The sequence below is a fragment of the Baekduia sp. Peel2402 genome (assembly GCF_052567285.1).
Map to the genome: position 1 here is coordinate 4,780,668 of NZ_CP199582.1, position 25,985 is coordinate 4,806,652.

Annotated in this window: 27 protein-coding genes; 8 read left to right on the forward strand and 19 right to left on the reverse strand. The window is 70.9% G+C overall.

Going from position 1 to position 25,985, the window contains the following annotated elements:
* The first annotated feature begins 189 nt into the window (after positions 1-189).
* The 4 genes from ACT01A_RS23385 (at position 190) to ACT01A_RS23400 (ending at position 2,379) form a co-directional block, all read left to right on the forward strand.
* The gene (locus ACT01A_RS23385; RefSeq protein ID WP_445149514.1) at positions 190-543 is read left to right on the forward strand and encodes a hypothetical protein; all 354 of its coding nucleotides are present in this window, start codon (positions 190-192) and stop codon (positions 541-543) included.
* A gap of 17 nt (positions 544-560) precedes the next feature.
* Entirely contained in the window at positions 561-914 is a 354-nt protein-coding gene (locus ACT01A_RS23390) for a winged helix-turn-helix domain-containing protein (protein WP_445149515.1), read from the forward strand.
* On the forward strand, positions 914-1,432 hold the full coding sequence (locus ACT01A_RS23395; RefSeq protein WP_445149516.1) for a hypothetical protein: 519 nt from the start codon (positions 914-916) through the stop codon (positions 1,430-1,432). Before ACT01A_RS23390 ends, ACT01A_RS23395 begins: the two co-directional genes overlap by 1 nt.
* A gap of 296 nt (positions 1,433-1,728) precedes the next feature.
* Complete coding sequence (locus ACT01A_RS23400) at positions 1,729-2,379, forward strand: PHP domain-containing protein (protein ID WP_445149517.1); 651 nt, start codon at positions 1,729-1,731, stop codon at positions 2,377-2,379.
* Positions 2,380-2,445: 66 nt separating this feature from the next.
* Here ACT01A_RS23400 and ACT01A_RS23405 read toward each other — a convergent pair whose 3' ends face one another.
* From ACT01A_RS23405 to ACT01A_RS23445, 9 genes are all read right to left on the reverse strand, one after another.
* Entirely contained in the window at positions 2,446-3,048 is a 603-nt protein-coding gene (locus tag ACT01A_RS23405) for a hypothetical protein (protein ID WP_445149518.1), read from the reverse strand.
* 578 nt (positions 3,049-3,626) lie between these two features.
* A complete protein-coding gene (locus ACT01A_RS23410) occupies positions 3,627-4,187 on the reverse strand; it encodes a hypothetical protein (RefSeq protein WP_445149519.1) in 561 nt (186 codons plus the stop codon).
* Complete coding sequence (locus tag ACT01A_RS23415; RefSeq protein WP_445149520.1) at positions 4,184-6,025, reverse strand: PASTA domain-containing protein; 1,842 nt, start codon at positions 6,023-6,025, stop codon at positions 4,184-4,186. The genes ACT01A_RS23410 and ACT01A_RS23415 overlap by 4 nt, the downstream gene beginning before the upstream one ends.
* A gap of 127 nt (positions 6,026-6,152) precedes the next feature.
* Complete coding sequence (locus tag ACT01A_RS23420; protein ID WP_445149521.1) at positions 6,153-6,287, reverse strand: hypothetical protein; 135 nt, start codon at positions 6,285-6,287, stop codon at positions 6,153-6,155.
* Positions 6,288-6,544: 257 nt separating this feature from the next.
* Positions 6,545-6,910, reverse strand: a complete 366-nt coding sequence (locus ACT01A_RS23425; RefSeq protein WP_445149522.1) for an STAS domain-containing protein — start codon at positions 6,908-6,910, stop codon at positions 6,545-6,547.
* Positions 6,911-8,362, reverse strand: coding sequence for a circadian clock protein KaiC (gene kaiC, locus ACT01A_RS23430; protein ID WP_445149523.1), 1,452 nt, complete (start codon positions 8,360-8,362; stop codon positions 6,911-6,913).
* A gap of 2 nt (positions 8,363-8,364) precedes the next feature.
* Entirely contained in the window at positions 8,365-8,637 is a 273-nt protein-coding gene (locus ACT01A_RS23435; protein ID WP_445149524.1) for a circadian clock KaiB family protein, read from the reverse strand.
* Between the two features lie 252 nt (positions 8,638-8,889).
* A complete protein-coding gene (locus ACT01A_RS23440; RefSeq protein WP_445149525.1) occupies positions 8,890-9,753 on the reverse strand; it encodes an N-acyl homoserine lactonase family protein in 864 nt (287 codons plus the stop codon).
* On the reverse strand, positions 9,750-10,412 hold the full coding sequence (locus tag ACT01A_RS23445; RefSeq protein ID WP_445149526.1) for a TetR/AcrR family transcriptional regulator: 663 nt from the start codon (positions 10,410-10,412) through the stop codon (positions 9,750-9,752). The genes ACT01A_RS23440 and ACT01A_RS23445 overlap by 4 nt, the downstream gene beginning before the upstream one ends.
* Before the next feature lie 107 nt (positions 10,413-10,519).
* Between ACT01A_RS23445 and ACT01A_RS23450 the strand changes: the two genes are divergently transcribed.
* Positions 10,520-12,718, forward strand: coding sequence for a diguanylate cyclase domain-containing protein (locus ACT01A_RS23450; protein WP_445149527.1), 2,199 nt, complete (start codon positions 10,520-10,522; stop codon positions 12,716-12,718).
* On the opposite strand, the gene uvrA is transcribed toward ACT01A_RS23450, so the two are convergent.
* From uvrA to ACT01A_RS23465, 3 genes are all read right to left on the reverse strand, one after another.
* Positions 12,679-15,204, reverse strand: a complete 2,526-nt coding sequence (gene uvrA, locus ACT01A_RS23455) for an excinuclease ABC subunit UvrA (protein WP_445149528.1) — start codon at positions 15,202-15,204, stop codon at positions 12,679-12,681. The genes ACT01A_RS23450 and uvrA overlap by 40 nt on opposite strands.
* A 30-nt stretch (positions 15,205-15,234) precedes the next feature.
* Positions 15,235-15,546: a putative quinol monooxygenase gene (locus ACT01A_RS23460; RefSeq protein WP_445149529.1), complete on the reverse strand. Its 312-nt coding sequence runs from the start codon at positions 15,544-15,546 to the stop codon at positions 15,235-15,237.
* An 87-nt stretch (positions 15,547-15,633) separates the two neighbouring features.
* Positions 15,634-17,073, reverse strand: a complete 1,440-nt coding sequence (locus ACT01A_RS23465; RefSeq protein ID WP_445149530.1) for an MFS transporter — start codon at positions 17,071-17,073, stop codon at positions 15,634-15,636.
* A gap of 81 nt (positions 17,074-17,154) precedes the next feature.
* Between ACT01A_RS23465 and ACT01A_RS23470 the strand changes: the two genes are divergently transcribed.
* Entirely contained in the window at positions 17,155-17,850 is a 696-nt protein-coding gene (locus ACT01A_RS23470) for a TetR/AcrR family transcriptional regulator (RefSeq protein WP_445149531.1), read from the forward strand.
* A gap of 93 nt (positions 17,851-17,943) precedes the next feature.
* Here ACT01A_RS23470 and ACT01A_RS23475 read toward each other — a convergent pair whose 3' ends face one another.
* Both ACT01A_RS23475 and ACT01A_RS23480 read right to left on the reverse strand, forming a co-directional pair.
* The gene (locus tag ACT01A_RS23475) at positions 17,944-19,110 is read right to left on the reverse strand and encodes a glutathione-independent formaldehyde dehydrogenase (RefSeq protein WP_445149532.1); all 1,167 of its coding nucleotides are present in this window, start codon (positions 19,108-19,110) and stop codon (positions 17,944-17,946) included.
* Complete coding sequence (locus ACT01A_RS23480) at positions 19,107-19,688, reverse strand: type 1 glutamine amidotransferase domain-containing protein (protein ID WP_445149533.1); 582 nt, start codon at positions 19,686-19,688, stop codon at positions 19,107-19,109. The genes ACT01A_RS23475 and ACT01A_RS23480 overlap by 4 nt, the downstream gene beginning before the upstream one ends.
* A gap of 162 nt (positions 19,689-19,850) precedes the next feature.
* On the opposite strand from ACT01A_RS23480, the gene ACT01A_RS23485 reads away from it, so the two are divergent.
* On the forward strand, positions 19,851-20,933 hold the full coding sequence (locus ACT01A_RS23485) for a hypothetical protein (protein ID WP_445149534.1): 1,083 nt from the start codon (positions 19,851-19,853) through the stop codon (positions 20,931-20,933).
* Between the two features lie 14 nt (positions 20,934-20,947).
* Here the strand turns inward: ACT01A_RS23485 and ACT01A_RS23490 are convergent, their stop codons facing one another.
* Positions 20,948-21,475: a hypothetical protein gene (locus ACT01A_RS23490; protein ID WP_445149535.1), complete on the reverse strand. Its 528-nt coding sequence runs from the start codon at positions 21,473-21,475 to the stop codon at positions 20,948-20,950.
* A gap of 75 nt (positions 21,476-21,550) precedes the next feature.
* Between ACT01A_RS23490 and ACT01A_RS23495 the strand changes: the two genes are divergently transcribed.
* Positions 21,551-22,969, forward strand: a complete 1,419-nt coding sequence (locus ACT01A_RS23495) for an NAD-dependent succinate-semialdehyde dehydrogenase (RefSeq protein ID WP_445149536.1) — start codon at positions 21,551-21,553, stop codon at positions 22,967-22,969.
* Here the strand turns inward: ACT01A_RS23495 and ACT01A_RS23500 are convergent, their stop codons facing one another.
* The 4 genes from ACT01A_RS23500 to ACT01A_RS23515 all read right to left on the reverse strand — a co-directional run bounded on the left by ACT01A_RS23500 (position 22,970) and on the right by ACT01A_RS23515 (position 25,976).
* Positions 22,970-23,818, reverse strand: a complete 849-nt coding sequence (locus ACT01A_RS23500; protein WP_445149537.1) for an aldo/keto reductase — start codon at positions 23,816-23,818, stop codon at positions 22,970-22,972.
* Positions 23,819-23,820: 2 nt separating this feature from the next.
* Positions 23,821-24,450: an HdeD family acid-resistance protein gene (locus ACT01A_RS23505; RefSeq protein WP_445149538.1), complete on the reverse strand. Its 630-nt coding sequence runs from the start codon at positions 24,448-24,450 to the stop codon at positions 23,821-23,823.
* Positions 24,447-25,016: a YceI family protein gene (locus tag ACT01A_RS23510; RefSeq protein ID WP_445149539.1), complete on the reverse strand. Its 570-nt coding sequence runs from the start codon at positions 25,014-25,016 to the stop codon at positions 24,447-24,449. Before ACT01A_RS23510 ends, ACT01A_RS23505 begins: the two co-directional genes overlap by 4 nt.
* A gap of 75 nt (positions 25,017-25,091) precedes the next feature.
* Positions 25,092-25,976 carry a mechanosensitive ion channel domain-containing protein gene (locus ACT01A_RS23515; protein WP_445149540.1) on the reverse strand — a complete coding sequence of 295 codons (885 nt, stop codon included), beginning with the start codon at positions 25,974-25,976 and terminating at the stop codon, positions 25,092-25,094.
* Positions 25,977-25,985: the final 9 nt, after the last annotated feature.

Below are 25,985 nucleotides of genomic sequence, written 5' to 3' on the forward strand. Positions count from 1 at the left end.
TGCAGGGGCTTCAGTGGTACTCCGTTCAGGGCCTCGGTCCCGGATAGCGGGCGATTAGTGGCGATTCCGGAGGATCCAGGCACTGGCGACGTTCCAGTGCCTGGCCGTAGGGCTGCCACATCGGCGAAGTGCGTGGGACGACACCTATCGGCCGTACGTCGGACTGCTGCACTGGCTGCTCACGCCGACATGCCGGTGACGATCGCGCCGCCTCCGCCGAGCGTCACGCTGCTCGAGGTGGCGGACCCGCCGTTCGTGCTCCCAGTCACCGTCGCCGATCCCGTCGAGGCCGTCTGCGTGCTGCTGCTCGAGACCGACGTTGATCGACGTCGTCGTCGACAACGACGTAATCGTGCTTCGCAGGTCACCCGCTCGCTAGCGGCGAGTCGCCGTCAAGCACGCGGAGAGCTGGTCTGGCATCGGCTACGGCGACAACGCCAGCGTTGGTGGTACCGGCGATTCGGCGCACGTCGGTTTGGCCTCGGCTTGACTCAGGAATCGCTGAGCTACAGAATCCCAGATATGCTCATCGTGCAAATTTGAAAGGACCGACGAACGTAGTGGCCTCGCCGGACGGCAAGCTGTTCGTAGCTCTCGGAGATGGGACGAGTCGTGATCTGTTGCGGATCATGGCGCGTGAGCGCGTGCCGCTGTCGCAGGCCGCGCTCGGCTCTCTGGTGGGCGCCAACGCGAGCACGATCAGCCGCCGGATGGCGGATCTGGAGGATCTCGGGCTGGTCGCGCGGAAGTCGTCGCACGCCCCGTACCAACTGAAGTTCCCAGGCGAGACGCGAGCCGTTCTCAAGGCCGTCAATTGCCTCGCCACGGCGGTCCTGCGGCGTGATCTCGATGAGCTGGCGATCCAACTCGACGAGCTGGGCGACACGAAGGATCGCACCGGGGACGGGACCTGATGGCTGGCACCTTCGAGGGAAAGCGCCTGTCATGGATCGGAACGGGAGCGACGATCGCGGCTGTCGCGTTCACGGTGCGGCCGGTTCATGCCTCCACCCCCGTGTTCTGGTCAGTGTTCTTGCTCGGTTGCGCGCTCACGATGCTCGGTGTCATCCCACGGCGTCGGCCCGCCGAACTGAGCGCCGGGCACGCAGTAGCCCGACGCAATCTCGCCGCTGAGTGCCTGCGCGTCGCTGGCGCGCTCCGACGCTTCGGCGATGAGCAGGAGCGATTGCGGCCGCGAGCGCTCTTCGCCCCGAGCGCGGAGCGGCTCGCGCGCTGGCGTGAGGAGACCGACAGCCGATACCACAAGGAATACCGCGCATGGTGCTTGCGCGTCTTCGACGACGCCGCCGAGGCCGGTGTGGTGTCGAGCGCCGGCCGTAGCCTGGTCGAGACTCCGAGTGCCGGGCAGCTGCCGGAACTCCGAGACCTGTTCCGCGAAGCGGCGGAGCAGCTCGACAGGAGAAGTCCTTGACCGGGGCCTGTTCCTTGATGAGCTGCACGGTCGCGGGGTAGCGAAGCTCCCGCACGCCGTTCCGTAAGGAACAGCCATATGTATCGTCGGATAGCCGTGTCGTTGAGGCCAGACGTCCGTGCTGCTCCGCCTGTCCCACCGGGAAGGTCGTCTGAGCGCGTGCGGACGGGAAAGAAAACGCGGCCGGTTGCGCGGTTGCCGTATCTGCGGGTTATCGCGCGTAGTGCCCGAGGGTCGACAGAACAGTCGCCGCGCGCACGCGCGCGCGAGACCGCCTGCGGTGGGGGCACCCCTACATGATCGTCAACTACCTGGACGTCGCGATGGCCGACCACAGCGCGACCCACGGCTTCGGCAACGACGTCTCGCCGGACGCGCTGAAGCGCCAGATCGAGCTGGTCCGCAGCGTCAACGAGCAGCTCGACGGCATCGAGGTGCTCGTCGGGACCGAGACCAACATCCTGCCCGACGGGTCACCCGACTACGACGATGAGTTGTTGGAGCAGTTGGACTGGGTGGTCGGCAGCGTGCACACCTCGTTCGGGATGTCGTCCGCCGAGATGACCAAGCGGATCGTCACCGCCATGGAGCACCCCTGGATCGACTGCATCGGCCACCTCACCGGCCGCAAGATCGAGAAGCGCAAGCCCTATGAGTTGGACGTCCGCGCCGTCTTCGAGGCCGCCGCCCGCACCGGAACCATGGTGGAGATCAACTCCGCGCCCGACCGCCGCGACCTCCACGACGTCCACGCCCGCGCCGCCGCCTCCCTCGGCGTGACCATCATCATCAACACCGACGCCCACGGCGTCAGCACCCAGCACAACTCGATCTGGGGGATCGCCACGGCCCGCCGCGCGGGCTTCGAGGCCAAGGACATCGCCAACGCGCTGCCGTGGAAGGACTTCAAGGGGCTGGGCAAGCACGGGGCGGCGCAGCGCGCGTAGGCCGTGGCGCGGCCGCGCCTCGCCGCAGAGGCGAGGCGCGCCGACGTCTAGACCACTTCCGGTCAGCTAAGCATGGCGGGTGATGACAGGGCTGCCGGCCGCGCTAGTGACCGGGATCGTCTGCTCGGACAGATGGGCTCCGCCGTTGCCGAGAAGGCAGGAATCGCCGTCGACCACCAGGCCCGAGGAGCCAGTGGTCAAAGTGATCCGGCCAGCGGTCGCCCCTTGCGGATTGATGTAGCTGAAGGGCGTCGTGCCCTCGACGTGGCAAAGCTTCGTGGCGGGCGAGTTCGTGAGCCGGATGTCGCAAGTGATGTCGACGCTTCCGGTCGTCACCGCCGGCGCGCCCGCGCTCCATGCGGAACCAGTGAGCGTGAACCCGCAGTGGGCGAACGTGGCCTGACCCGCAAGGAGGCACGGGCTGAACGTGATAGTGCCTGGCATGCGGTAGACCGTGCCGGTGGAGTCCGCTGCCGCCGTGCCGGTCGCAGTCGAAGCTGAGCAGGTGAAGTTGTTGGCACCGACCGAGAGGGTTCCCGGGCCTCCCGTGGCGTGGAACGTCGTGCTGCCGGTGTTAGTCCAAGTCACCGCGCCTGCGGTCGACGACACCACCGTGAACAGCGACGTGAGGGCCGTGGCAAGCACGACGAAGCGTGCGATCCTGCTCATGGTGTACTCCTTCAACCTCGTGGGCGCGGCGCCGCGGGGCGTCGCCTGGAACTAGGCGCGTCGTGCGCTGGGACCATCACAACAAGGCTGCTCTGCCGACCGTCCACCGCAGAGGGAGTGCGACCGCTCACGCTTCGTGAGCCATGACCATCACACTCCCAAGAGGGCCTCCGATCCAGAGCCAGGGTCGCAGAACATGCCGGACGTCAAGGGCGGTGTCCCTCGCCCGTTGGGTCAAGCGTGGTGAAGGACTCCGGTCTGATGATGTCGGTTACGGTCGGGGTGCCTGTGACGCTGGTGACGGTGGATGGCTTCCGGCGTGTGGCCCTCTCACAAGCCCAAGGCGCAATGCCGTGAGCGGTCGCGCCTCGTCCGAGGGCGAGGCGGGACGTCGGTGCACCGACGGCGTCGAGATCCTTCCGAGGCAGGAGGCAGACCTCGTGGCCTTGGGGCGTCGCCGGTGACGCCTGACGCCGGCCTCGCTTGGCGGTCTCCGTAAATCCGCGTTATCGGGCGCGCTGCCCGAGCCGCGATCCGGCCCACGGGCCAACAGGCTGCCTTCGTGCGCTGCTGCCGGCCTAGTAGACGCCGAGCTCACGGATGTGTTGGGGGATCTTGTCGAAGTCCCACTCCCAATCGCCATTGGCGTCAGCGGTGAAGACGGAGGTGTCGATCAGCTCGGTCCAGAGCTTGACCAGCTCGCCGATCGAGGGCAGGACGGGTTCGGGGTCGTCGACGTCTTCTTGCATGTAGATCGGTACGGGTTCGTGGATGGCTACGTTGCAGGCGAACCAGAGCCTGGGCACGTCGGAGACGGGGGCCAGCCAGCGGTCGGCGCCGTAGACGTCGCGATCGGTGTCCTTCGTCTCTGCATAGAAGGCGAGCGTCTCTTCGAGGCCGATCAGGACGCGCCGAGGCATGATGTCGGCCTTCGGCGGGCGGGTGCCCTCGAGGTAGCCGTTGTGCCATCGCCACCAGCGCCGGGCCTCTTCGGGGAGGTCGAGGCTGTGGGGTTGCAGGAGCGCGTCGATCTCGGCGTCGCTGAGCCCTGGCGCCCAGTTGCGGGTGATCGCGGCGTTGGCCGACGTCAGCGCTCGGGTGAACTCGTCCAGGACCTGATCGTCGAGAAGCTGGGTCACGGGTCGGGGTCCTCGGTCGGGTCGGGCGTGTTGTCGGTGGGCACGACCTTGTTGCAGACACCGGTGCTCTTGATGTGGCTGCTGAAGGGCAAGGGCATCACGATGAAGGCCGACGCGAGGGTAGGGGCGATGTCGGTCGGGGGCTGCTTGACGATGCCGCAGCCGTGAAACCACATTTTCTCTCCTGCGCTGTTCTCGCTGAAGAACTGGTTGATCACCTTGGCTTGGAGGGTTTGCTCTTCCCTCGGGGCCCAGCGGATGCTCGACTCAAGACCGGGAAAGCTGAGCGTTCCATTGTGTGCCTGCAGTGTGGACCAGAACGGGTATTCGTCGCAGCTGGCCGTGGACGGCTTGCGTTCGTCGGTCAGGCAGCCAGGGGCGGGCTCGCCGAGGTTGCCGTACCAGTTGTTGCGGTTGAGGCCCTTGGACACGCGCGCGTTGAGCACCACCCAGGCCGGGTTGCGCAGCAGGCCCTGCAGAGCGTTACGTGCCGGGGTCTCCTGGTCATTGCCCATGACCAGCATCGGCAGGGCGAGGCACTCGCTGGCCGGGCGCCCCGCCGCGTTCATGTCCTCACTGCAGGTTCTGGCCAGTGTGCGCTTGTTGGAGTCGTTGACCGTGGTTGGGTTCTGGGTCTCCAGCGTGTCGGCCAGCGACAGCTGGGTGGTGGTCATGGTCGGCATCGGGTCGGGGTTGACGTAGAGGCGGATCGCTCGCGGCGCGGCGATCTCGATGCCTTCGTGCGGATAGGTGGCGGTGACCTTCCCGGCAGGGGTCTCCATCACGGCCTGGTCGGCGCTCAGGGTCTGGGTGGTGATGTCTCCGACGAAGCCCGCGTCGCGGAAGAGCTGGGTGCAGGCTGTGGCGGTCATGCCCGTACAGTCGGGGGTGGTGGGGTAGCGATCCTTGGGGTTCTTGCAAGGGCCGCCGAGGGCGGCGCACAGAAAGTCGGGGATCACTTTGTAATCCGGATCGTCGGAGGCCAGCATCGCTCGCAGACGCTCCTCGATCTCCTCGAGCGTCAGCGAGTTCGCGTTGGCGAACGTGGAGGTGTCGGGGAAGTTCATCGACTCCACGCCGGGTTGGGACTGGAAGGCGTAACGCAGGTCGTACTTGATCCCGTGAGCGTGAACGGTGCCGGCGTAGCCGTCGCAGCGGTTCCAGTGCCACGTGTACTCGATGAAGTGCGCCGGGACGGTCATCGGGCTGCCGAAGGGCTGGCAGTTGAATGAGCCGCCGGGCGTCGTGGGGGTGATCGTCGTCCACTGGATCGCCCACAGGCTCGGGTTCCAGAAGATCCACCCAACGGGGATCGGATCGGGATTGTCAAAGCCCGAGTACAGAAACGGGCTGGTGTCGCCGCCATCGGAGAAGCGCAGGCTGACGCCGCCGTCGATGACCTGCTTGGGGATGCTTACGAACAACGCGCGCTTAATAGGTCCGTAGACCCCGATCTTCCAGACGTAGTAGTTCGCGACCGTCAAGGCTCCGACAGCGCCGCCCGCGAGGAAGTCGCTTGCGTTAACGAGGCTCCATACGCGCTTGAGCCCGGCGAATGTGCCAGGGCTGGCGTCGATGAACGACTTGACGACACCGGGACGCACCGGATCCTGGTCTACGGTCGCCGGTCGCTCATAGTCGGCCTTCAGGTCTCTGCACGCTGGGCCGCAGTCGGCGACGTTCGTGCCGCTCTGATCGGCGTAGAACTGAGCCACGCCCTCGATGTTGTCCTCGACGACCTCAGGGAGCTGCGCGGTCTGCGCCGGCGCCACGTCAACAACCACGAAACTCGCCGCACACGCCAATGCGACCAGCGACAGCAACCAGACCTTGCCCATCAGTTCCCCTGAACAATCTGTACTTTGAACAACCAGGCCTCGGCCTAGTGGTGCGCGATCCCACATCGCTCAGGGGAAACTACATCCTCATCTGGCTGCGCTCAAGGCATCTGGGTTGGGCGTGCCTTCAGTCGATGAAGCGCGTGTGGCCGATGATCGTCGTGGCCGAAAGCCTCCCGGTCGCCGAGCCGCTCTGGGCGCACATCGAGGCGATACATCCGGACGCGTTCTCGAACCCGCGCATCGCGCCGCTGAGCATCATCGACAGCCATGAGCTCGAGCTGTTGCTGGCATCGGTCGAGGAAGGCCACTCGTTGCCCGACCTCTTAGGGCAGGAGACCGGCTCCCCGTGGCACGTGCTGCCCTTCCGCCGGTGGATCCACGACAACTTCCCTGATGACGCCGAACGCGGACGGCGTCCGCGGCTCGTCGATCAGGCATGGACCGACGCCCGGCAGAAGCCATTGGCTGTACCCGTCCCCGGAGCTCGGCGTCGGGCTGCGCGCCCGGCCTCTTCGACTAGGTCTGGCGCGGCGGGAGAGCGTCGAGCGCCTCGTCCCGGCTCTCGGCGACGTAGAGCATCCCGCCGGTCGCGGTGATCTGGAGGATCGTGCGGACGTACTGCTGCTCGGTGATCACGGCGAGGCCGGCTCCGTCGCGGGGGTGGAGGCTGCCGGCGCTGCGTACGAGGGCGTCGAGGACCTTGGAGTTGAGCATCTGTGGGCCGCGCAGGTCGATGACGAGGCGGTTGACGCCTTGCGCGAGCAGGTCGCTGAGCAAGGTGCGGACGTGCTCGCCCGCACTCGTGCCGGCGTCGGGGTGCAGGGTGATGACGGCGGTGTGGTCGTCGATGTGCTCGACGTCGTGTCGCTTGACCCCTTCCACCTAGTGGACCTCGGGCAGGACGTTCCAGTTGCGCAGGTCCAGCCGCTCCCCGATCCGCATGCCGGCGTCGTCGATCGTGAAGCCGCGGATGTCCTTGTCGTGGTCGGAGCCGCGGACCTTGAGGACGTTGATCGCGCGGCCGACGCGGCCGTGGTCGGCGACGTACTGCATGACGACGATCGCGTCGGCGACGGTGGACATGTGCAGGCCGCCGCTGAGGTCGGAGCCGTCGTCGGAGGTCGCGGTCATCAACCCCAACAACGAGCTGGCCTTGATGTGGAAGCTCAACCCCATCAGGTACTCGCGGAAGCTCTTCATGCTCGCGACGCGGTGCAGCGCCGAGAGGCTGTCGATGGCGATCCGGTCGGGTTTGAAGTCCGCCATCTCGGTCTTGAGGTGCAGGAGGTGATCCTCCAGCGACGCCGCCTCCGGGGCCTGGGCGACGATCCGCAGCTTCTCCTCGGCCTCGAGGCGCTCGAAGTCCAGACCCCACGACTCGGCGTTGCGGACCAGTTGATCGCGGGACTCCTCAAAGGAGAACAGCAGGCCGCGGTCCTCCCGCTCGATGCCGCCGACGACGAACTGGGTGGCCAGCAGCGACTTGCCGACGCCGGTCGGTCCTGAGGCGAGGATCAGCGACCGGGCGAGGAAGCCGCCGTGGGTCATGGCGTCGAGCTCGGCGATGCCGGAGGGCAGTCGGTCGTGCGAGGAGGCGTAGCCGAAGTTCAGGACTTCCTGGGGCACGACGATCATGCCGCGGCCGGCCTTGATGGTGAACAGGTGCTCGCCCTTGAGGTGCGAGCCGCCGCGCAGCTTGAGGACCTCCAGGGTGCGGCGGCGCTTTTCGTCGGCCAGGACGTTGCGCAGGATCAGGACGTTGTCGGCGACGAACTCCTCGAAGCCGAAGCGCGAGATCGGGCCGAAGTCGTCGGGGCGCTCGGCCGTCATCACCGTCGTGACGTCGAGGTCCTGGAGTCCGGCGGCGATCTGCAGCAGCGCCCGCCGGGCGATCTGCATGTTGCCGAACTGGTCGATCAGCGAGCCGGTGGAGTCGATCGCAACGCGCCGCGCGCCCGCCTCCTCAACGGCGTGACGGACGCGCGCGACCAAGGACGACAAGTCGTACTCGCCGGCCACGACCAACTCGTCGGAGAGATCAGGCGAGGCGTCGACGAACGCCCACTTCCCCTCGTCCTGCCAGCCTTCGATGTCCCAGCCGAAGGAGCGGAAGTTCCGGGCGATCTCCTGAGGGCGCTCCTCGAAGGTGACGAACACGCCGGGCTCGTCGCCGTCGACGATTCCGGCGACCAAGAACTGGACGGCGAGCAGGGTCTTGCCGCTGCCGGCGGTGCCGGAGACCAGCGTCACGCGGCCGCTCGGCAGGCCGCCGCCCGTGACCGGATCTAGGCCTTCGATGCCCGACGTGGCGCGGGCGACTTCGACGGCATCCATGCTCATTCGGCTCCAAGCCCCAGACCCCAGAGGACCCGGTCGAGGTCGGACAGGTCACCCACGACGCGCCGCACGGGCTCGGGCGCGAGGCGCACCAGCATCGGCGTGGCGATGATGCGCTCGGCCTCGGCGACCTCGGGATGCTCGCCGAGATCGACGACCTCGACGGTGACCTCGCCCGGCAACGCCGCGCGCAACCGCTCGATCGCGGCCACCGCGCGGTCTGACGACAAGGTGCCGCTAACGACGTAGAGCTTGAGGGAGATGGCGCTCATCAGAAGGCGGCGAGGGCCGGGGAGTCCCTTGCGCGAAAAGGGGAATGTCCGAGGGCCGCACGGTCCAAACGCGACGCGGCGCATAGCGCCAGCCTCACAGGCCGCGACGGCCTCGGCAGCCTTGCGCGTCGCCTGGTTGAACAGCGCGAGGTAGGCCGTAGCGCTCGAAGAGCTCCTCGACCTTGGGCGCGATCTCCTGGTAGCTAGTACGGGGACCGAGCCGATGGACACGCCATTACTGCCGCGTGAGACCTAGGCCAGGCGCGTGGGCGGGGTGGCGAGCGCGTGCCAGGCCGAAGGGTCGTGGCTGGGGACGACGAGCGCCTCGGGATGCTCGTGGCGGAAGGCGCGCAGCTCAGTCAGCGTTCGGCGAGACGCGTGGTCGTCGTCGGTGATCATCGGGAGGGCGAGCTGGTCGATGGCGGTGAGGGTGTAGGCGGCGTCGCCGGCGATCAGCACGGGCGGCCGGTCGGTGACGGTGAGCAGGACCGAAAGATGGCCCGGCGTGTGGCCGGGGGTCGAGATCAAGCGGATCGTCCCGTCGCCGAGCAGGTCGATGGTCTTGGCGAACGGCCCGTGGGGGAGGCCGTCGCGATCGAGGTCCACCAACCGCATCCGCGACGCGGGCGGGAGGTGGCGGGCGACGTAGCCGCGCGCCGCGGCGAACCGGCGCCGGGTGGCCGCCCATTCGCGCCGGTCGCAGGTGAAGGTCGCCTGTGGCAGCAGGCGCATGCCGCTCGTGTGGTCGACGTGCAGGTGGGTCATGACCACGTGGGCGACGCCGGCGGGATCGACGCCGAGCTCTCGGAGCTGGGCGTCGAACGCGGGCGCCTCGGGCCGCAGGCCCGCGAAGAGCAGCCGCATGGGGAACCCGAAGTCGGCGGCCGGATCGGCGAGGGCGGCGGGATGCAGGCCCGTGTCGATCAGGATCGTCCCGGCGGTGGGGTGGCCGACGACGAACGCCAGGCACGGGCTGAGCAGCGCGTCGGGGCCGACCCGCAGGCCGGCGCGCAGCCGCGCCAGCCTTCCGCCCGGCGCCCGGTAGACGTAGCCATGTGGCGTCGGCAGCCGCGCGGTGAGCAGGACGTCCAGCGTGACGGTGGGCCGCGGGGTCATGGGGTCGGGCCCTCCTGAGGGGCGTCTACGGCTGGTGGCGGGCCGGTGAGCATCAGCCGGTAGAGCGCCTCGACGAACTTGCCGTAGAGGCGCGCGGGGATCGCGTCGGGGTCGGCCAGGCGCGCCAGCGTGAGGCCGACCCCGAGCTCGCGCAGCACGGCGGCGAGCTCCTTCGCGGGGAGCGGCAGCTGCGCGCCGGCCTGCGCGGCGTCGGCGACGAGGACCCGCTCGGTCTCCTGCCGCACGAGCGCCTGGCGCTCGGCGAAGGCCTTCAACAACGCAGGACGCCGCAAGGCGTGGGCGAAGAACTCCATCGTGACCACCAAGAACGCCGGGTCCTGATCCTGGCGGGCCATCCACTGGTCGGCCAGCGCCCGCGCGCGCGCCGCCGGGTCCGGCTCCGGGCCGTCCTCGATCACGCTCATCTCGGCGACCCGGGTCTCCGCGAAGGACTCGAAGACCGCCAGGAACAGCTCGTCCTTGCCGCCGAAGTGGCCGTAGATCGCCCCCGTGGTAAACCCGGCGGTGGCCGCGATCTGCTGCAGCGACGCGCCGTGGAACCCCTCTTCGGCGAACACCGTCGCGGCGGAGCGGACGAGCTCGCGGCGTGTCTCGGCCTTGCGCTCGACGTGGCGAGGAGAGGTGCGACCGGAGCCCATAACGCCGATACTACATATAACGTCATTACATGACTTGTGGTTCGAGCGCGGTCATCCGGGCGCGGCGCAATTGCGGCCACCGGGCGTGGCGGCCGACCTAACTGCGTATGGGTAGTGATGCCAAGGACATCGCCGGCGTCGTCATCGCCGACGCGACGAAGGCCGGGTTCCCGTTGACGTACGTGAGCCCAGGGTTCGAGCAGCTGACCGGCCATCGCGCCGAGGACATCGTCGGTCGCAGCTGCGCCGTCCTGCAGGGTCCGGAGACCGATCCGCGGTCGGTCGCGCTGCTGCGCGAGGCGTTGGCCGCCGGGCGCGACGCCTACGTCACGATGGTCAACTACCGGGCCGACGGCACGCCGTTCTGGAACGAGGTCGCCCTTGCGCCGCAACGCGACGCTGACGGCCGGCTCGTCCAGTACCTCGGCGTCCAGAAGGACGTCACCGACCGGATCGAGTCCGCGGCGCGGATCCACCAGCTCGCCTACTTCGACACGCTCACCGACCTGGCCAACCGCGCCTCGCTGCACGCCGAGCTACAGGCGGCGCTGCGGCGCGCTCGCGCCGAGAGCACCGAGCTGGCGCTGCTGTTCGTCGACCTCGACGACTTCAAGCGCATCAACGACAGCCACGGCCACCTGGCCGGCGACGCGCTGCTGCGCGCCGTGGCGCACCGGCTCCGCTCCGTGGTGCGGCCGCAAGACCTGCTGGCGCGACCGGGCGGCGACGAGTTCACGCTGCTGATCCGCGATGTCGCAGCCGACGTCGCCGGGGTCGCGACCGACCTCGCCGCGCGCGTCATCACCGCGCTGCACGAGCCGCTGGACGTCGACGGCGTGCCGTTGGAGGTGCGAGCCAGCGTGGGCGTCTCGACGTTCCCGCGCGACGCCGTCACCGCCGAGGACCTCCTGCGCCACGCCGACGCGGCGATGTACGTCGCCAAGGCCGGCGGCAAGGATCGCTTCCACGTGCACCACTCGCGCGTCAGGGACGAGCGCGGCAAGGTCGACGACGACTTCGATCCGGCCGCCGCGGCCGGCGAGCTCGAGCGCATCATCGCCGAGCGCGACCTCACCGCCGTCTTCCAGCCGATCGTCGAGATCGTCAGCGGCGACGTGGTGGCCTACGAGGCGCTCGCGCGCGGGCCCGAGGGGTCGCCGCTGCAGCGCCCGGACCGGCTCTTCGCCGCGGCCACGGCCGCCGGCCGGATCGCCGAACTCGACTGGCTGTGCCGTGCGGTCGCCGTCCAGGCGGCGTTCGACGCGCGGCTCGGCCGGACCGCCACGTTGTTCCTCAACTGCGAGCCGCTGGCGATCGGGACGCCGTGCCCGGAGGAGCACCGCGCCGTCTGGGAGCGCGCCGAGCGCGAGCTCGACCTCGTCCTGGAGATCACCGAGCGGGCGGTGACCGACCGCCCGGCCGAGCTGGTCCGCACGATCGGCGAGCACCGCGCCAACGGCCGGGGGATCGCACTCGACGACCTCGGCGCCGACGTCCGCTCGCTGGCGCTGCTGCCCCTCGTCGCCCCGGACGTCATCAAGCTCGACCTCAGCCTCGTCCAGGACCGACCCTCGACCGACCAGGCCGCGATCGTCAGCGCGGTGGCCCATGAGCACGAGCGCAGCGGCGCGCAGATCCTGGCGGAGGGCATCGAGAACGAGCAGCACCTCGCCGTCGCCCGGACGCTCGGCGCGACGCTGGGCCAGGGCTGGCACTGGGGGCGCCCCGGCCCGCTGCGACCGCGCTGCGGATCCAACACCCTGGCGCGTCGCGCGCACGGCGCGCGGCGCACGGGCCAGACGCCCTTCGAGGTCGTCACCGCGGAGCGGGCGACGGCCCAGGCGACCAAGAGCCTGCTGCTGCCGATGAGCCATCACCTCGAGCACCGCGCGCTGCGGATCGGCGAGGGCGCGGTGATCCTCTCCGCCTTCCAGGACGTCAAGCACTTCACGCCCAAGACCGTGCGCCGCTACGAAACGCTGGCCCGCGGCGCGAGCCTCGTCGCCGCGCTCGGCGTCGGCCTGGGGGAGGAGCCCGTGGCGGGCGTGCGCGGCGCGCAAATCGATGCCGGGGATCCGCTGGCCGGCGAGTGGAGCGTCGTCGTGCTCGGCCCGCACTTCGCCGGCGCGCTCGTGGCTAAGGACCTCGGAGACGACGGGCCAGACCAGGAGCGGCGCTTCGACTTCGCCATCGTCTATGACCGCGGTCTGGTCATCGCCGCGGCCCAGACGCTGCTATCGCGCATCGCGCCGACGGTCGAAGCGGCTCAGCGCGCGGAGGCGGTCGGCAGCCGCTCGGCCAGGTAGGGCGCCGTCCGGCTGCGCTTGGACCGCGCGACCTTTTCGGGTGGGCCGGTCGCGACGATCTCGCCGCCCTGGTCCCCGGCCCCGGGGCCGAGGTCGATGATCCAGTCGGCGTCGGCGATGACGTCGAGGTGGTGCTCTACGACCACGACGGTGTTGCCGGCGTCGACGAGCCGGTGCAGCTGGGCCAGCAGCAGCTCGACGTCGCTGGGGTGCAGCCCGGTCGTCGGCTCGTCGAGCAGGTAGAGCGAGTGACCGCGACGGCCGCGCTGCAGCTCGGTCGCGAGCTTGATGCGCTGCGCCTCGCCGCCGGACAGCTCGGTGGCCGGCTGGCCGAGCCGCAGGTAGCCCAGCCCGACCTCGCGCAGCGTCTGAAGGCTGCGCGTCGCGCTCGGCAGGTCGGCGAGGAACTCGGCCGCCTCGTCGACGGTCATGCCGAGCACGTCGGCGATCGATCGGCCGCGCACGCGGATCTCGAGCGTCTCGGGCTCGTAGCGCGCGCCGTGGCACGTCGGGCAGGGCGCGTACGTGCCAGGCAGGAACAGCAGCTCAACCGCCACAAATCCCTCACCGTTGCACGTCTCACAGCGTCCGCCGGGGACGTTGAACGAGAACCGCCCGGGCGCGTAGCCGCGGCGCTGGGCCTCGTCGGTCGAGGCGAACAGCTTGCGCACCGCGTCGAACATCCCCGTGTAGGTGGCGAGGTTGGAGCGCGGGGTGCGGCCGATCGGCTTCTGGTCGACGCTGACCAGCCGGTCGAACGCCTCGAGCCCGAGCGCGTGCACGCCGGCGGCGGCCCCTTGCGCGCGGTCCTCGATCTCGACGTCCGCGTCGTCCTCGGCGCCCGGCTCGTGGCCGAGCCAGTCGCCCACGACGCCCGCGAGCACCTGGGTGACGAGCGTCGACTTGCCCGACCCCGACACGCCGGTCACCGCGGTCAGGGCGCCGAGCGGGAACTCGGCTTCGACGTCGTGGAGGTTGTGCCGCGTCACGTGGTGCAGGCACAGCCACGACGAGGGCTCGCGCCGCTCGCGGTGCAGCGCGATGCCCGGCCCGAACAGGTAGCGCCCGGTGACCGACTCCTCGACGTCCTGCAGGCCGTCGACCGGTCCGCTGTAGAGCACGCGACCGCCGTGCTCCCCGGCCCCCGGGCCGACGTCGACGACCCAGTCCGCGCGCCGGACGACGTCCATGTCGTGCTCGACGACGAACAGCGAGTTGCCCGCGGCCTTGAGCTGGTCGAGCACCGTCATGAGCGGCTCGGCGTCGGCGGGGTGCAGGCCGGCCGACGGCTCGTCGAGCACGTAGACGACGCCGAACAGCCCCGAGCGCAGCTGGGTCGCCAGGCGCAGGCGCTGCAGCTCGCCCGGCGACAGCGTGGTCGTCGTCCGGTCCAGGCTCAGGTAGCCGAGCCCCAGGTCGGCGAGCACCGCGATCCGCGCGCACAGGTCGGCGGCGATCATCTTCGCCACCTCGGTGGCCTCGCCCGAGTCCGGCGACAGGTAGGCGGCGCCGGGGTCCTCCAGCTCGGCGGTCGGCCGCAGCACCTCCGTCAGCTCGGTCAGCGGCATCCGGACCAGCTCGGCGATCGTGCGCCCCGCGAACGTCACCGCCAGCGCCTCGGGCCGCAGGCCGGTCCCGTCGCAGACCGGGCAGGGGACGGTCTCGACGAACCGCAGCGCGCGCTGGCGCATGGCGGCGCTCTGCGAGTTGGCAAGCGTGTGCATGACGTGGCGCTCGGCGCTGGAGAACGTGCCGTTGTAGGTGTAGTCGGCGTCGGTCGGGTGCTCGTCGGGGTCGATGAACACCGTGGGCTGCTCGTCGGTGAAGAGGATCCAGTCGCGGTCGCGCTTGGGCAGGCGGCGCCACGGCTTGTCGATGTCGAACCCGAGCACGACGAGGATGTCGCGCAGGTTCTGGCCCTGCCACGCGCCCGGCCAGGCGGCCACCGCGCGCTCACGGATGCTGAGCGATGGGTCGGGCACGAGCGTCTGCTCGGTGACCCGGTGGATCTTCCCCAGCCCGTGGCACTCCGGGCACGCGCCGACCGCCGTGTTGGGCGAGAACCAGTCCGAGTCCATGACCTCGGTCGCCCCAGGCGGGTAGCGGCCGGCGCGCGAGAACAGCATCCGCAGGAGGTTGGAGAGCGTCGTGACCGTGCCGACCGAGGAGCGCGAGCTCGTCCCGCCGCGGCGCTGCTGCAACGCGACGGCTGGCGGGAGCCCCTCGATGTCGTCGACCTTCGGCGCGCCGGTCTGCTGCAGCAGCCGCCGCGCGTACGGCGCGACCGACTCGAAGTAGCGCCGCTGGGCCTCCGCGTAGATCGTCCCGAAGGCCAGCGAGGACTTGCCCGACCCCGACACGCCCGTGAACACCGCCAGCGCGTTGCGCGGGACCGCCACGTCGACGTCGCGCAGGTTGTTCTCGCGCGCGCCCCGGACGCGGACGCAGTGGTCCGGGGCGTGCGGGTCGGCGCCGTTCGTGCTCACGGGGTTGTAGCTGCCCTCCCGATCGCGCCTCTATGCCGACGCGACGTCGAGCTTGCTGGCCAGGACGTCGGCGCGCTCGATCGTGGGCTCGCTCGCCAGCAGCTGCGGCGCGTTCTCCATCAGGCCGGCCGCCACCTTGCCCGAGAGATGGGCCTCGCGCGCCGCGTCGTCGGGGAACGCGTCGAAGATGGCAAACGACGACGGGCCGAAGCGGACCGCGAACCACAGCGGCGTGCCGTCCTCGGCGTCGACCGCGTCCAGGGCGCCGCGCAGGAAGGACTCGACCTCCTCCTCACGACCGGCCTTCGCCTCCAGGCGCACGAACAGTGCTCGGGTGATCATGCGTATGGAGTACGACGGTGGCGTGCGCGGGCAAGCGGAAGGGCCCGCGGTCGCGGGCCCTTCGCGTTCGTCGACGCATGAGAGCCGTCAGGCCGCGGCCAGGGCCCGCGCCCGCCTCCGGCGAGCGGTGCCGGGCAGGGCGATCGCCGTCGTGAGGGCGGCCGCGGCGGCGATGCCCGCGCAGACGAGCAGCGCGCTGCGGAACCCGTCGGTCAGGGCGGCGGCGTCTGCGGTGCCGTGGGTGCCGGCGGTCGCGACGGCGGTGGCGACGGCGAGGCCGAGGGCGCCGCCGATCTGCTGGGTCATGTTGATCAGGCCGCCCGCCGTGCCGTGGTTGGCCTCGGCGACGCCGCTGGCCGAGGCGACGGTGAGCGCCACGAACGCCAGCGCCAGGCCCGCGCCGATGACGACGCTCGGGCCGAGGACCTCGGTCAGGTAGCCGCCCTCGGCGGTGATCTGCGCCAGCCAGGCGATGCCGCCCGCGAAGAGGACGAGCCCGGCCAGCAGGATGGGCTTGACGCCGAAGCGCTGGACCAGCGGGCCGGCCGCGCCGGCGAGGCCGATCAGGACGACGCCGAGCGGGACCTGCGCGAGCCCCGCCTCGATGGCGCTGTAGCCCTGGACCTGCTGCTGGTAGAGCGTCAGGACGAAGAACATCCCGACCATCGCCGCCGACATCAGGACCATCGCGAGGTTCGCGCCGCGGACCGAGCCGAGGCGGAGCATCGCCGGCGGGACCAGCGGCGAGCGCGTGCGGGACTCGACGCCGGCGAACAGCGCCAGGAGGGCGCTCGCGGCGGCGAGCAGGCCGAGCGTCTGGGCCGAGCCCCAGCCGGCCTCGCCGGCCTGGGTGATGGCGTAGAGCGCCGCCACCAGGCCGCCGCTGACCAGCAGGGCGCCGGGGACGTCGGTCGAGCGGTCGGTGGTCTCGGCGCGCGACTCGTCGATCAGCCGCGGCGCGAGCAGGGCGGCGGCCAGCACGACGGGCACGTTGATGAAGAAGACCCACTCCCAGCCCAGGCCGCTGGTGAGGACGCCGCCGAGGATGAGCCCGACGACGGTGCCCGAGCCCGCGACCGCCGCCCAGATGCCCAGCGCCTTGTTGCGCTCGGAGCCTTCGGCGAAGAGCGTCGTGACCAGCGCGCGGGCGGCGGGGGCGAGCGCCGCGGCGCCGGCGCCCTGCAGCGCGCGGAAGGCGATCAGGCTCTCGATCGACGTCGACAGGCCGCCGGCCAGCGACGCGATGCCGAAGACCGCGAGGCCGCCGACGAACAGCCGGCGGCGGCCGAAGAGGTCGGCGAGCCGGCCGCCGAGGAGCAGCAGGCCGCCGAAGGCCAGGATGTAGGCGGTGACGACCCAGGACAGGCTGCTGGTCGACGCGTGCAGCGAGCGACCGATCGAGGGCAGCGCGATGTTGACGATCGTGGCGTCGAGGATCACGACGAAGTCGGCGAGCGCCAGGATGGAGAGCGCCTTCCAGCGGCGGGGATCCGGGGTGCGTGGGGATGTGGTGGTGACGTGCTTCATGATGGTCTCCTAGTTGAGTTAGAGGGTTATAACTCTACGAGGTATCGGTTGTCAAGTTTGAGATCCATTACGATGTGACGCATGCCCGATCCCGACGTCGTCCCCCGCCGCGAGCGCCTCCGGGCCGAGGCGCTGGCCGACATCCGCCGCCACGGCTACGAGCAGATCGCCGCGGGCGGGCCGGCGGCGCTCTCGCTCAACGGGATCGCCAAGGCGATGGGGATGTCGGGCCCGGCGCTGTACCGCTACTTCGCCTCGCGCGACGAGCTGTTGGCGACGCTCGTGACCGAGAGCTTCGAGGACCTCGCCCAGACGCTGGAGGCCGCGGCATCCGCCGCGACCGGCTCCGCCGCGGAGCGGTTGCGCGCGGCCGTCGTCGCCTATCGCACGTGGGGCCGGACGAGCCCGGAGCGCTACCGCCTCGTGTTCGGCTCGACCTACGGCTCGGGCGAGCTGGACCCCGAGCGCATCATCCCCGCGGCGGCCCGCTCGATGGCCGTCCTGCTCGCCGGGCTCGCCGAGCTCGACCCGGACGCGCCCGGGCCCACGGTGCAGCCGCCGGCGCTGCGCCGCGAGATCCAGCGCTGGGGCAAGGTCCGCGCCGGCGACCAGGTCCGCGACCCCGGCGTCCTCCTGCTCGGCCTGCTCGCCTGGTCGCGGATCCACGGCATCGTGAGCCTGGAGATCGAGGGGTTCTACGAGCAGGTCGGCGTCGATCCCGGTCTCCTCTTCGACGCCGAGGTCGAGCACCTGATGGCGCAACGCGCGCAGCGCTGAGCGAGCCGGCCCGCGCGGCCGCGCGAAGGCCCCGCCGTGGCGGGGCCTTCGTCGTGGCCGGGGGAGAGGGAAGGGACCCGAGCGCGGATCCGGCTAGGCGTGGGCGTGGGCCCCGTTGTGCCCGGGCTTGAGCAGGACCTTCGTCCAGCCGTCGTCGCGGCGGTCGAAGTGCTCGTAGGCGTCGGGCGCCTCATCGAGGCCGAGGCGGTGCGAGACGATGAACGACGGCTGCGCCCGGTCGGCGTGGATGAGGTTGCGCAGGTGGCGGTTGTAGCGCTTGACCGGGCACTGGCCGGTGCCGATCTTCTGACCCTTGAACCACATCATCCCGAAGTCGAAGACGATCTTGCCCTCCTTCTCGAAGTCGTCCGGGCTGCCGGGGTCCTCGGGGACGTAGACGCCGACCACGCCGATGCCGCCGGTGAACCGCACCGATTGAACGAGCTTGTTGAGCGTGTCGTTGGGATGCTCGTGGCCCTGCGGGTCGTGCGCCTGGTAACCGACGCACTCGCAGCCACGGTGCGCGCCGAGGCCGTCCGTCTCTTCCAGCACGCGCTCGACCGGGTCCTCCTTGGAGTCGTCGATCGCGACGCAGCCGATCGACTCGGCCAGGCGCAGCCGGTCGGGATGCCGGTCGACGACCATGACCTTGCAGGCGCCCTTGATCGTCGCCGAGTAGGCCGCCATCAGGCCGACCGGCCCGCCGCCGTAGATGACGATCGACTCCCCGGACTGCAGGCCGGCCATCTCGGTGGCGTGCCAGCCCGTCGGGAAGATGTCGGCGACCATGACGTAGTCGTCCTGCTTGTCCTCGGCGTCCTCGGGCAGCCGCAACGCGTTGAAGTCGGCCCACGGAACGCGCAGCATCTCGGCCTGCCCGCCCTGCCACGGCCCCATGTCGGCGAACCCGTAGGCGGCGCCGGCCATGTTCTCACCGGGCTGCGCGGTCAGGCAGTAGTTCGTCAGTCCGCGATTGCAGTTCGCGCAGAACCCGCACGCCACGTTGAACGGCAGGCACACCCAGTCGCCGACCTGCAGGCGCCCGACGCCCTTGCCGACCTCGACGACCTGGCCGAGGTTCTCGTGGCCGAAGACCCGCCCCTGCTCGAAGTCGGTGCGACCCTCGTACATGTGCAGGTCCGACCCGCAGATGTTGGTGGTCGTGATCTTGACCAGCGCGTCCGTCGGCTGCTCGATGCGCGGGTCGTCGACCTGCTTGACCGACACGTCGCGCGGCCCGTCATAGACGACGGCCTTCATGACGCGGCCGCTTCGACGGTGCGGTTTGCGTGGCGCCCCTCGGCGAACTCCTCGACGATCTTCGCGCAAAACGCGGGCAGGTCGTCGGGGCTGCGGCTGGTCACGAGCCCGTCGTCGACGACGACCTCCTGGTCCAGGACGGTGGCGCCCGCGTTGCGCAGGTCGGTGCGTACGCTGGGCCAGGACGTGAGCTGGCGCCCGGCCACGACGCCGGCCTCGACCAGCGTCCACGGCCCGTGACAGATCGACCCGATCGGCTTGCCGCTCTCGAAGAACTCCCGGACGAAGCCGACCGCGTCGTCGTCCATGCGCAGCTTGTCGGGGTTCACCGTGCCGCCGGGCAGCAGCAGCGCGTCGTAGTCGTCGACCGACGCGTCGGACACCAGGCCGTCCACGGAGAACGTGCCGGCCTCCTCGAGGTCGTGGTCGCGCGCCGCGATCTCGCCCTCGTGGAGCGACAGCAGCTCGACCTCCGCGCCGGCGTCGGTCACCGCGCCGCGCGGCTGCTCGAGCTCGACGCGCTCCACGCCGTCCGTCGCCAGGATCGCCACCTTCTTGCCGCTCAGCTGGCCGGCCATCGTCCTGCTCCCTTCGTCGTCGGATCGCGATCCGTGGTCGTGGGCCGCGAGGTCGAACTGAGTGGTAGGCCGCTGGAGAGCGTCGGCACGGGTGGGCGCTCGAACGTGTCCTGCGCCATACGCTCCACGATCCGGTGGTGCGCACGCGCGTATGGTGGGGCCATGAGCCGCGGCATCCTGATCGGCGTGGTCGCGGCGCACGACGACCGCGCCCACGCCGAGCAGCTCGCCGAGGATCTTCCGCGGGCGCTGAGCGAGCACGTCGACCGCGCGACGGACTGGCGCACGGAGGTGTGCGAGACCGAGCCCGCGGACGCCTCGGCGAAGCCGTCGGAACTCACGGAGACGGTGCGGCGTCACCTGCTGGATCGCGGCTGGCAGATGGGCATCGGGCTGACGACGCTCCCGCTGCGCGTCGACGGGCGGCCGGTCGCGACGACGGCGAGTGCCACCCACGGTGTCGGCCTCGTGAGCATTCCCGCGCTCGGAGCGGTCGGCGTCGAGGAGCGGTTGCTGGAGGCGGCGGTCGAGCTCGTGGGCGGGCTGCTCGGCGAGGGCGCGGACGACGGCACCGACGCCGGGCGCGACGAGCGGCTCAGCGCCCGCAGCGCCGAGCTGGCCGCCGAGATCCCCGTCAAGCAGGGCACACGGCACGGCTCGCTGCGCTTCACCCAGCTGGCGGTGAGCAACAACCTGCGTCTGCTCACCGGCATGATCCGGGCCAATCGCCCGGGGCGGGTGATGGGCCGCCTGTCGCGGTCGGCGACCGCCGCCCTGGGCACCGGGGCCTACGCGTTGAGCTCGTCTGGCATCTGGACGATCGCGCACGCGAGCTCTTGGCCACGGCTGGTGGCGGTCAGCGCGTTGTCCATGTTGATGATCTTGGCGTCGCTGGTCGTCGCGCACGGCCTGTGGGAGCGCAGCGACGACGACGCGGCCCGCGAGCGCGTCGTGCTGTTCAACGTCGTGACGATCACGACCCTGGCCATCGGCATCGCGGCGCTCTACCTCGCGCTGGTTCTCATCCTGGCGCTCGCGGCCACGGTCACGATCCCGCCCGCCGCCTTCCACGAGCAGGTCTCCGCGTCGGCGAACGTCGGCGAGTACGCGCGGCTCGCGTGGTTCGCGGCGTCGGTGGCGACGGTGGGAGGCGCGCTGGGCTCGCTCGTCGAGAGCGACCAGGCGGTGCGCGACGCGGCCTACCGCCGGCGCGGCGGGCGGCAGGAGAGCTCGGAAGACGACTGAGCCGCTGCTCTGGGTCACGCCGGCGCCGCGCCGGACGGCGGTGGCCCCGTGACGGGCCGGGTGCGCTCACGCCTGACGGTCGTCGCGCGACGGGCGCCGACGAGGACCACGAGCGCGCCGAGCGTGATGACCACGCCGCCGACGACGGCCAGCAGCGGGCCGCCGTCGACGAAGGTCCGCGCTTGCACGGCGGTGCTCGTGCGGATGCCGAGGTCGGGCGTGTCGAAGCAGCGGTACAACGCGTAGGCCGTGACGCCGAGGCCGATCAGGCCGGCGACGGCGCTCGGCCAGCGCGGGCTCACCGTGTCCGGGATCACGAGCAGCACCATCGCGACCAAGCCGCCGGCGAGCAGCAGGGCGGCCGCGAGCGCGTCGTAGCTCCACAGGTCGACCGGGACCTCGAACACGAACGGGATGGGGCGCGTGTCGAAGACCACCTCGTGGTCGTACCAGGCGATCATGGTGGAGATGGCCACCGCGATTCCGCCGAGGAAGCCGAAGGCGCGGGCGAGCGGGTAGGTGTAGTCGTCGTAGGCAGGCATCGTGCCCCGGGTGATAGGCCGGTCCGCGCGGCCACAAGGCTCGACGCCGCGCCGCCGCGGCCTATCGCACCGGGCATGGGAACCGCAACAGACGCTGGTCACTACGCGACCACCAACCCCTACACCGGCGAGCGCGTGCGGGAGTACGACACGCTCGACGGCGAGCAGATCGATCGGGCGGTGCAGGCCGCCCACGAGGCGTTCGGCCGCTGGCGGCGCCGTCCCATCGGCGAGCGCGCCGCGATCGTCGGTCGTGCCGGCGAGCTGCTCGCCGAGCGCCGCGATCGCTTCGCGGCGCTCGTGACGCTGGAGATGGGCAAGCTCACCGACGGCGCGGGCGAGGAGACCGACTTATCGGCGAGGATCCTCCGGTACTACGGTGACGCGGGCCCGGCCTTCGCGGCGCCGCGCGCGATCGCCACCGATGCCGGCGACGCGGTGGTCCTGAGCGAGCCGCTAGGCGCGCTGCTCGGCATCGAGCCGTGGAACTACCCGCTCTACCAGGTGGTGCGGTTCGCCGCTCCCAACCTGGTGGCCGGCAACACGATCCTGCTCAAGCACGCCGGCAACTGCCCGCAGAACGCGCTGGCGCTGGAGGAGCTGTTTCGCGACGCCGGCGTGCCGGAGGGCGTCTACACCAACCTGTTCGTCGCGACCTCCGACGTCGAGCAGGTGATCGAGAGCCCGCTGGTGCAGGGCGTGGCGCTGACCGGCAGCGAACGCGCCGGCGCGGCGGTCGCCGAGATCGCCGGGCGCCATCTCAAGAAGGCCGTGCTCGAGCTGGGCGGCAGCGACCCGTTCATCGTGCTCGACGGCGTGCGCCTACAGCGCACGGTCGAGGCGGCCGTCCGCGGCCGGCTGGAGAACATGGGGCAGAGCTGCGTGGCGTCCAAGCGCTTCATCGTCCTGCCCGAGGTCCACGACGACTTCGTGGCGGGCATGCGCGACCGGTTCGCCGCGCTGAGGCCCGGCGATCCCGCCGATCCGGCCACGACGCTCGGCCCGCTGTCTTCCGAGCAGGCAGCCCACGCGCTGATGGAGCAGGTCGATGACGCGGTGGACAAGGGCGCGACGGTCGTCGTCGGCGGTGGGCGGCCCGAGCTCCCGGGCGCGTTCGTCGAGGCGACGATCCTCACCGGCGTCACGCCGGACATGCGCGCCTATCGCGAGGAGCTCTTCGGGCCGGTCGCGGTCGTTCACCGGGTAGCCGACGACGAGGCGGCGATCGCGCTGGCCAACGACTCCCCATACGGCCTCGGCGGCTCGGTCTTCGCGGAGGACCCGGACCGCGCGCGCCGCGTGGCGGATGGCCTCGACAGCGGCATGGTGTGGATCAACCACCCGACGGGGTCGCGGCCCGAGCTGCCGTTCGGCGGCATCAAGCGCTCCGGCTACGGGCGCGAGCTGTCGGACCTGGGGATGCGGGAGCTCATCAACCACAAGCTGGTCTGCGCCGTCACGCCCGACGCGCCGCTGGGCGGCTTCGGAGGCTAGTTACAGCACTTCGAGCGGGACCGGATGGGGCGGGGGCGGGAAGGCCGCGTCGAGCTCGACGACGTCGTCCTCGCGCAGCTCGACGCGCAGCGCGCCGCCGTTCTGGCGCACGTGCTCGGGCGTCCCGGCCTGGGGGATCGCACAGACGCCGGGGTGCGAGATGACCCAGGACAGCGCGATCTGCGTCGAGGAGGCGCGGTGGCGCCGGCCGATGCCCTCCAGCACCGGGTGGCCGGCCAGCCGGCCCTGCTCGATCGGCGAGTAGGCCATGATCGGCAGGCCGACGCGCTGGGCGGCCGGCAGCAGGTTCCACTCGATGCCGCGGCGTGTCAGGTTGTAGAGGATCTGGTCGGTCTCGACGCCGCTTGCGCCGGGGATCGCCGTCAACGCGTTCATGTCGCCGACGTCGAAGTTGCTGACGCCCCAGTGGCGGATGCGCCCGCTGCGCTTGAGCTCCTCGAACGCGGAGACCGTCTCCTCCAGCGGGACGTCGCCCGGCCAGTGCAAGAGGTACATGTCGAGCCGGTCGGTGCCCAGGCGGCGCAGGCTCGCGTCGCAGGCGGCGAGCGTCCCGTCGTAGGTCGCGTGGGTGGGCATCACCTTGCTGACCAGGAAGACGTCGTCGCGGCGGCCGGCGATCGCCCGGCCGACGAGCCGCTCGCTTGCGCCGTCGCCGTAGAGCTCGGCGGTGTCGATCAGGGTCATCCCGAGGTCCAGGCCGGTGCGCAGGGTGTCCAGCTCGACCTCCGGCGGATGGCGGCCCTCGGCCAGGTGCCAGGTGCCCATGCCCAGGACGGGGATCGTCTCGCCGGACGGGAGGTCGACGGAGCGCATCATGAGGACGGACATGGTCAGTGGCCCAGGCGCCTGGTCAAAAACGCGGCGACGAGCGCGCCGGTGCCCCACCAGAGCATGTAGAAGCCGACGAGCAGCCCGATCGCCCACGCCGCCGAGCTCGGCAGGTTCACGGCGATCAGGAGCCCGAGGATCAGCGACAGCACGCCGTTGACGACGGTCAAGGCCACGCCGCCGGCGTGCCGGTGCTGCCAGGCCGACCACAGCGACAGGAGGCCGGTCCCGAAGAACCAGACCGCCAGCAGGAAGGTCAGCGTGATCGTCCCGCTCAGCGGCAGCACGACGAGGTAGAAGCCGATCAGCAACGCGAGCACCGCGTCGACCATCCGCCAGGCCTTGGCCGACCGCGGCGCCGGGCCGCGGATCGCCTGCACCGCCCCCAGGACGCCCCAGAACATCAGCAGCCAGCCGATGAACAGCGTCATCGTCACCGACGCCGCGATCGGGACGACGATCGCGACGACGCCGGTGATCGTCGCGACGATCCCGACGGCGATCAGCCACCGGCGTGCGCGCTTGACCTCTGTCGGCGGGAGCGCGGCGAGGAACGCCTGCAGCGACATCGGGCCCGCGCCCGCCGGGCCGCGATCGGGGCTCGAGAAGCCGCCGGCCAGCGAGCCGCTCATGACGCTCGCACCGCCGAGACGTCGATCAGGATCCTGACCTCTTCGCCGACCAGGACGCCGCCTTTGGCCAGCGGCTGCTGCCAGCTGAGCCCGAAGTCCCTGCGGTCGACCTTCCCACGCACGCGGATGCCGACCCGCTCGGCGCCCCACGGGTCCTCGCCGGCGCCCTCCACCGACGCCTCCATCGTCACCGGCCGGGTGACGCCCTTGATCGTGAGGTCGCCGGTCACGCGGTAGTCCGGGCCGCCGAGCGGCTCGACGCGCGTCGACGTGTAGGTGATCTCCGGGTAGTGCTCGGCGTCGAAGAAGTCCGGGCCCCTGAGGTGCTCGTCGCGGTCGGGGCTGCCGGTGTCGATGCTCGCCACCTGGACCGCCCCGCGCACGCGCGAGTTGGCGGGATCGTCCTCGGCCGCCTGCAGCGTGCCGTCGAACTCCCGGAACTGGCCGCGGACGGTGGAGATCATCATGTGCTTGACCTCGAAGGCGACGCTGGAGTGCGCGGGGTCGACGACCCACGTCCCCGCAGGCACGCGGACCATCCCCTGCTCGGTCATCAGCTGGGTCATGCGAGTGAACCTCCGTCGTGGTGGTTGCGATCCAGTGCATGAGGTAGGCCGTCCGCGAGGCGCCAGAAGTGCGGCTCAGGACGACGCCGTCGAGCGCGCGGCGAGCGGGGAGATGGCGTCCAGCACCTCGCCGGCCAGCTCCGGGCCGTCGCTCGACCGCGCGGGCGTGGCGCCGATCCGGACGACGACCTCGTCGCCGTCGAGCTCCTCGAGCGTCACGTTCGGCGAACCGCGCAGCGGCGTCTGCAGCGACTGCTCTAGGCGCCTCTGGATGTCGGCGGGCGTGGCGCCCGGCTTCAGCCGCGCCCGCAGGTCGATGCCGGCGGGCTCGCGCAGCGGCGCCACCGCGACGTTCAGCACGACCGAGTTGGGGATCATGATCAGGTCGGTCCTCTGCGCGAGGATGGTGTACAACAACCCGAACGAGCTGACGACGCCCTCCACGGACCCGGCCAGCCCGCCGCCCTGCATCCGGACGCGGTCACCGACCTGGAACGGCCGCGCGCTCACGAGGACCGTCCCGGCGATCAGGTTGCCGAGCGTCTGCTGCGCGGCGAGGCCGAAGACGACCGCGGTGAAGGCGCCCGAGAGCGCGACCGTCTGCGGGTCCAACTGCGCGATCCGCAGCGCGAGGACGACCGCGGTCACCATCGTGCCCAGGCGGATCAGGAAGCCGGCGGTTCCCGCGGTCGCCGCCTCCAGGTGGCGGAAGAGGACCGGTCCGAACGAGCGGCCGACGTCGCGGGCGACCTGCCAGCCCAGCGCGACGAGCGCGATGGCCGTGATCACGCGCACGACGGTGTCCCACTGGCGGCCGACCAGCTCGATCCGGTAGTGGTAGACGAGCAGGACCGCGGCGACGGCGGGGGCCAGGACGAGCAGCTGGATCCGCGCGCGCTTGACCGCCTCGCGGCTCAGCTGGCGGGCGATCCCCGCCTCGAGGCGCGAAGGGCTGCGCATGTCGCGGCG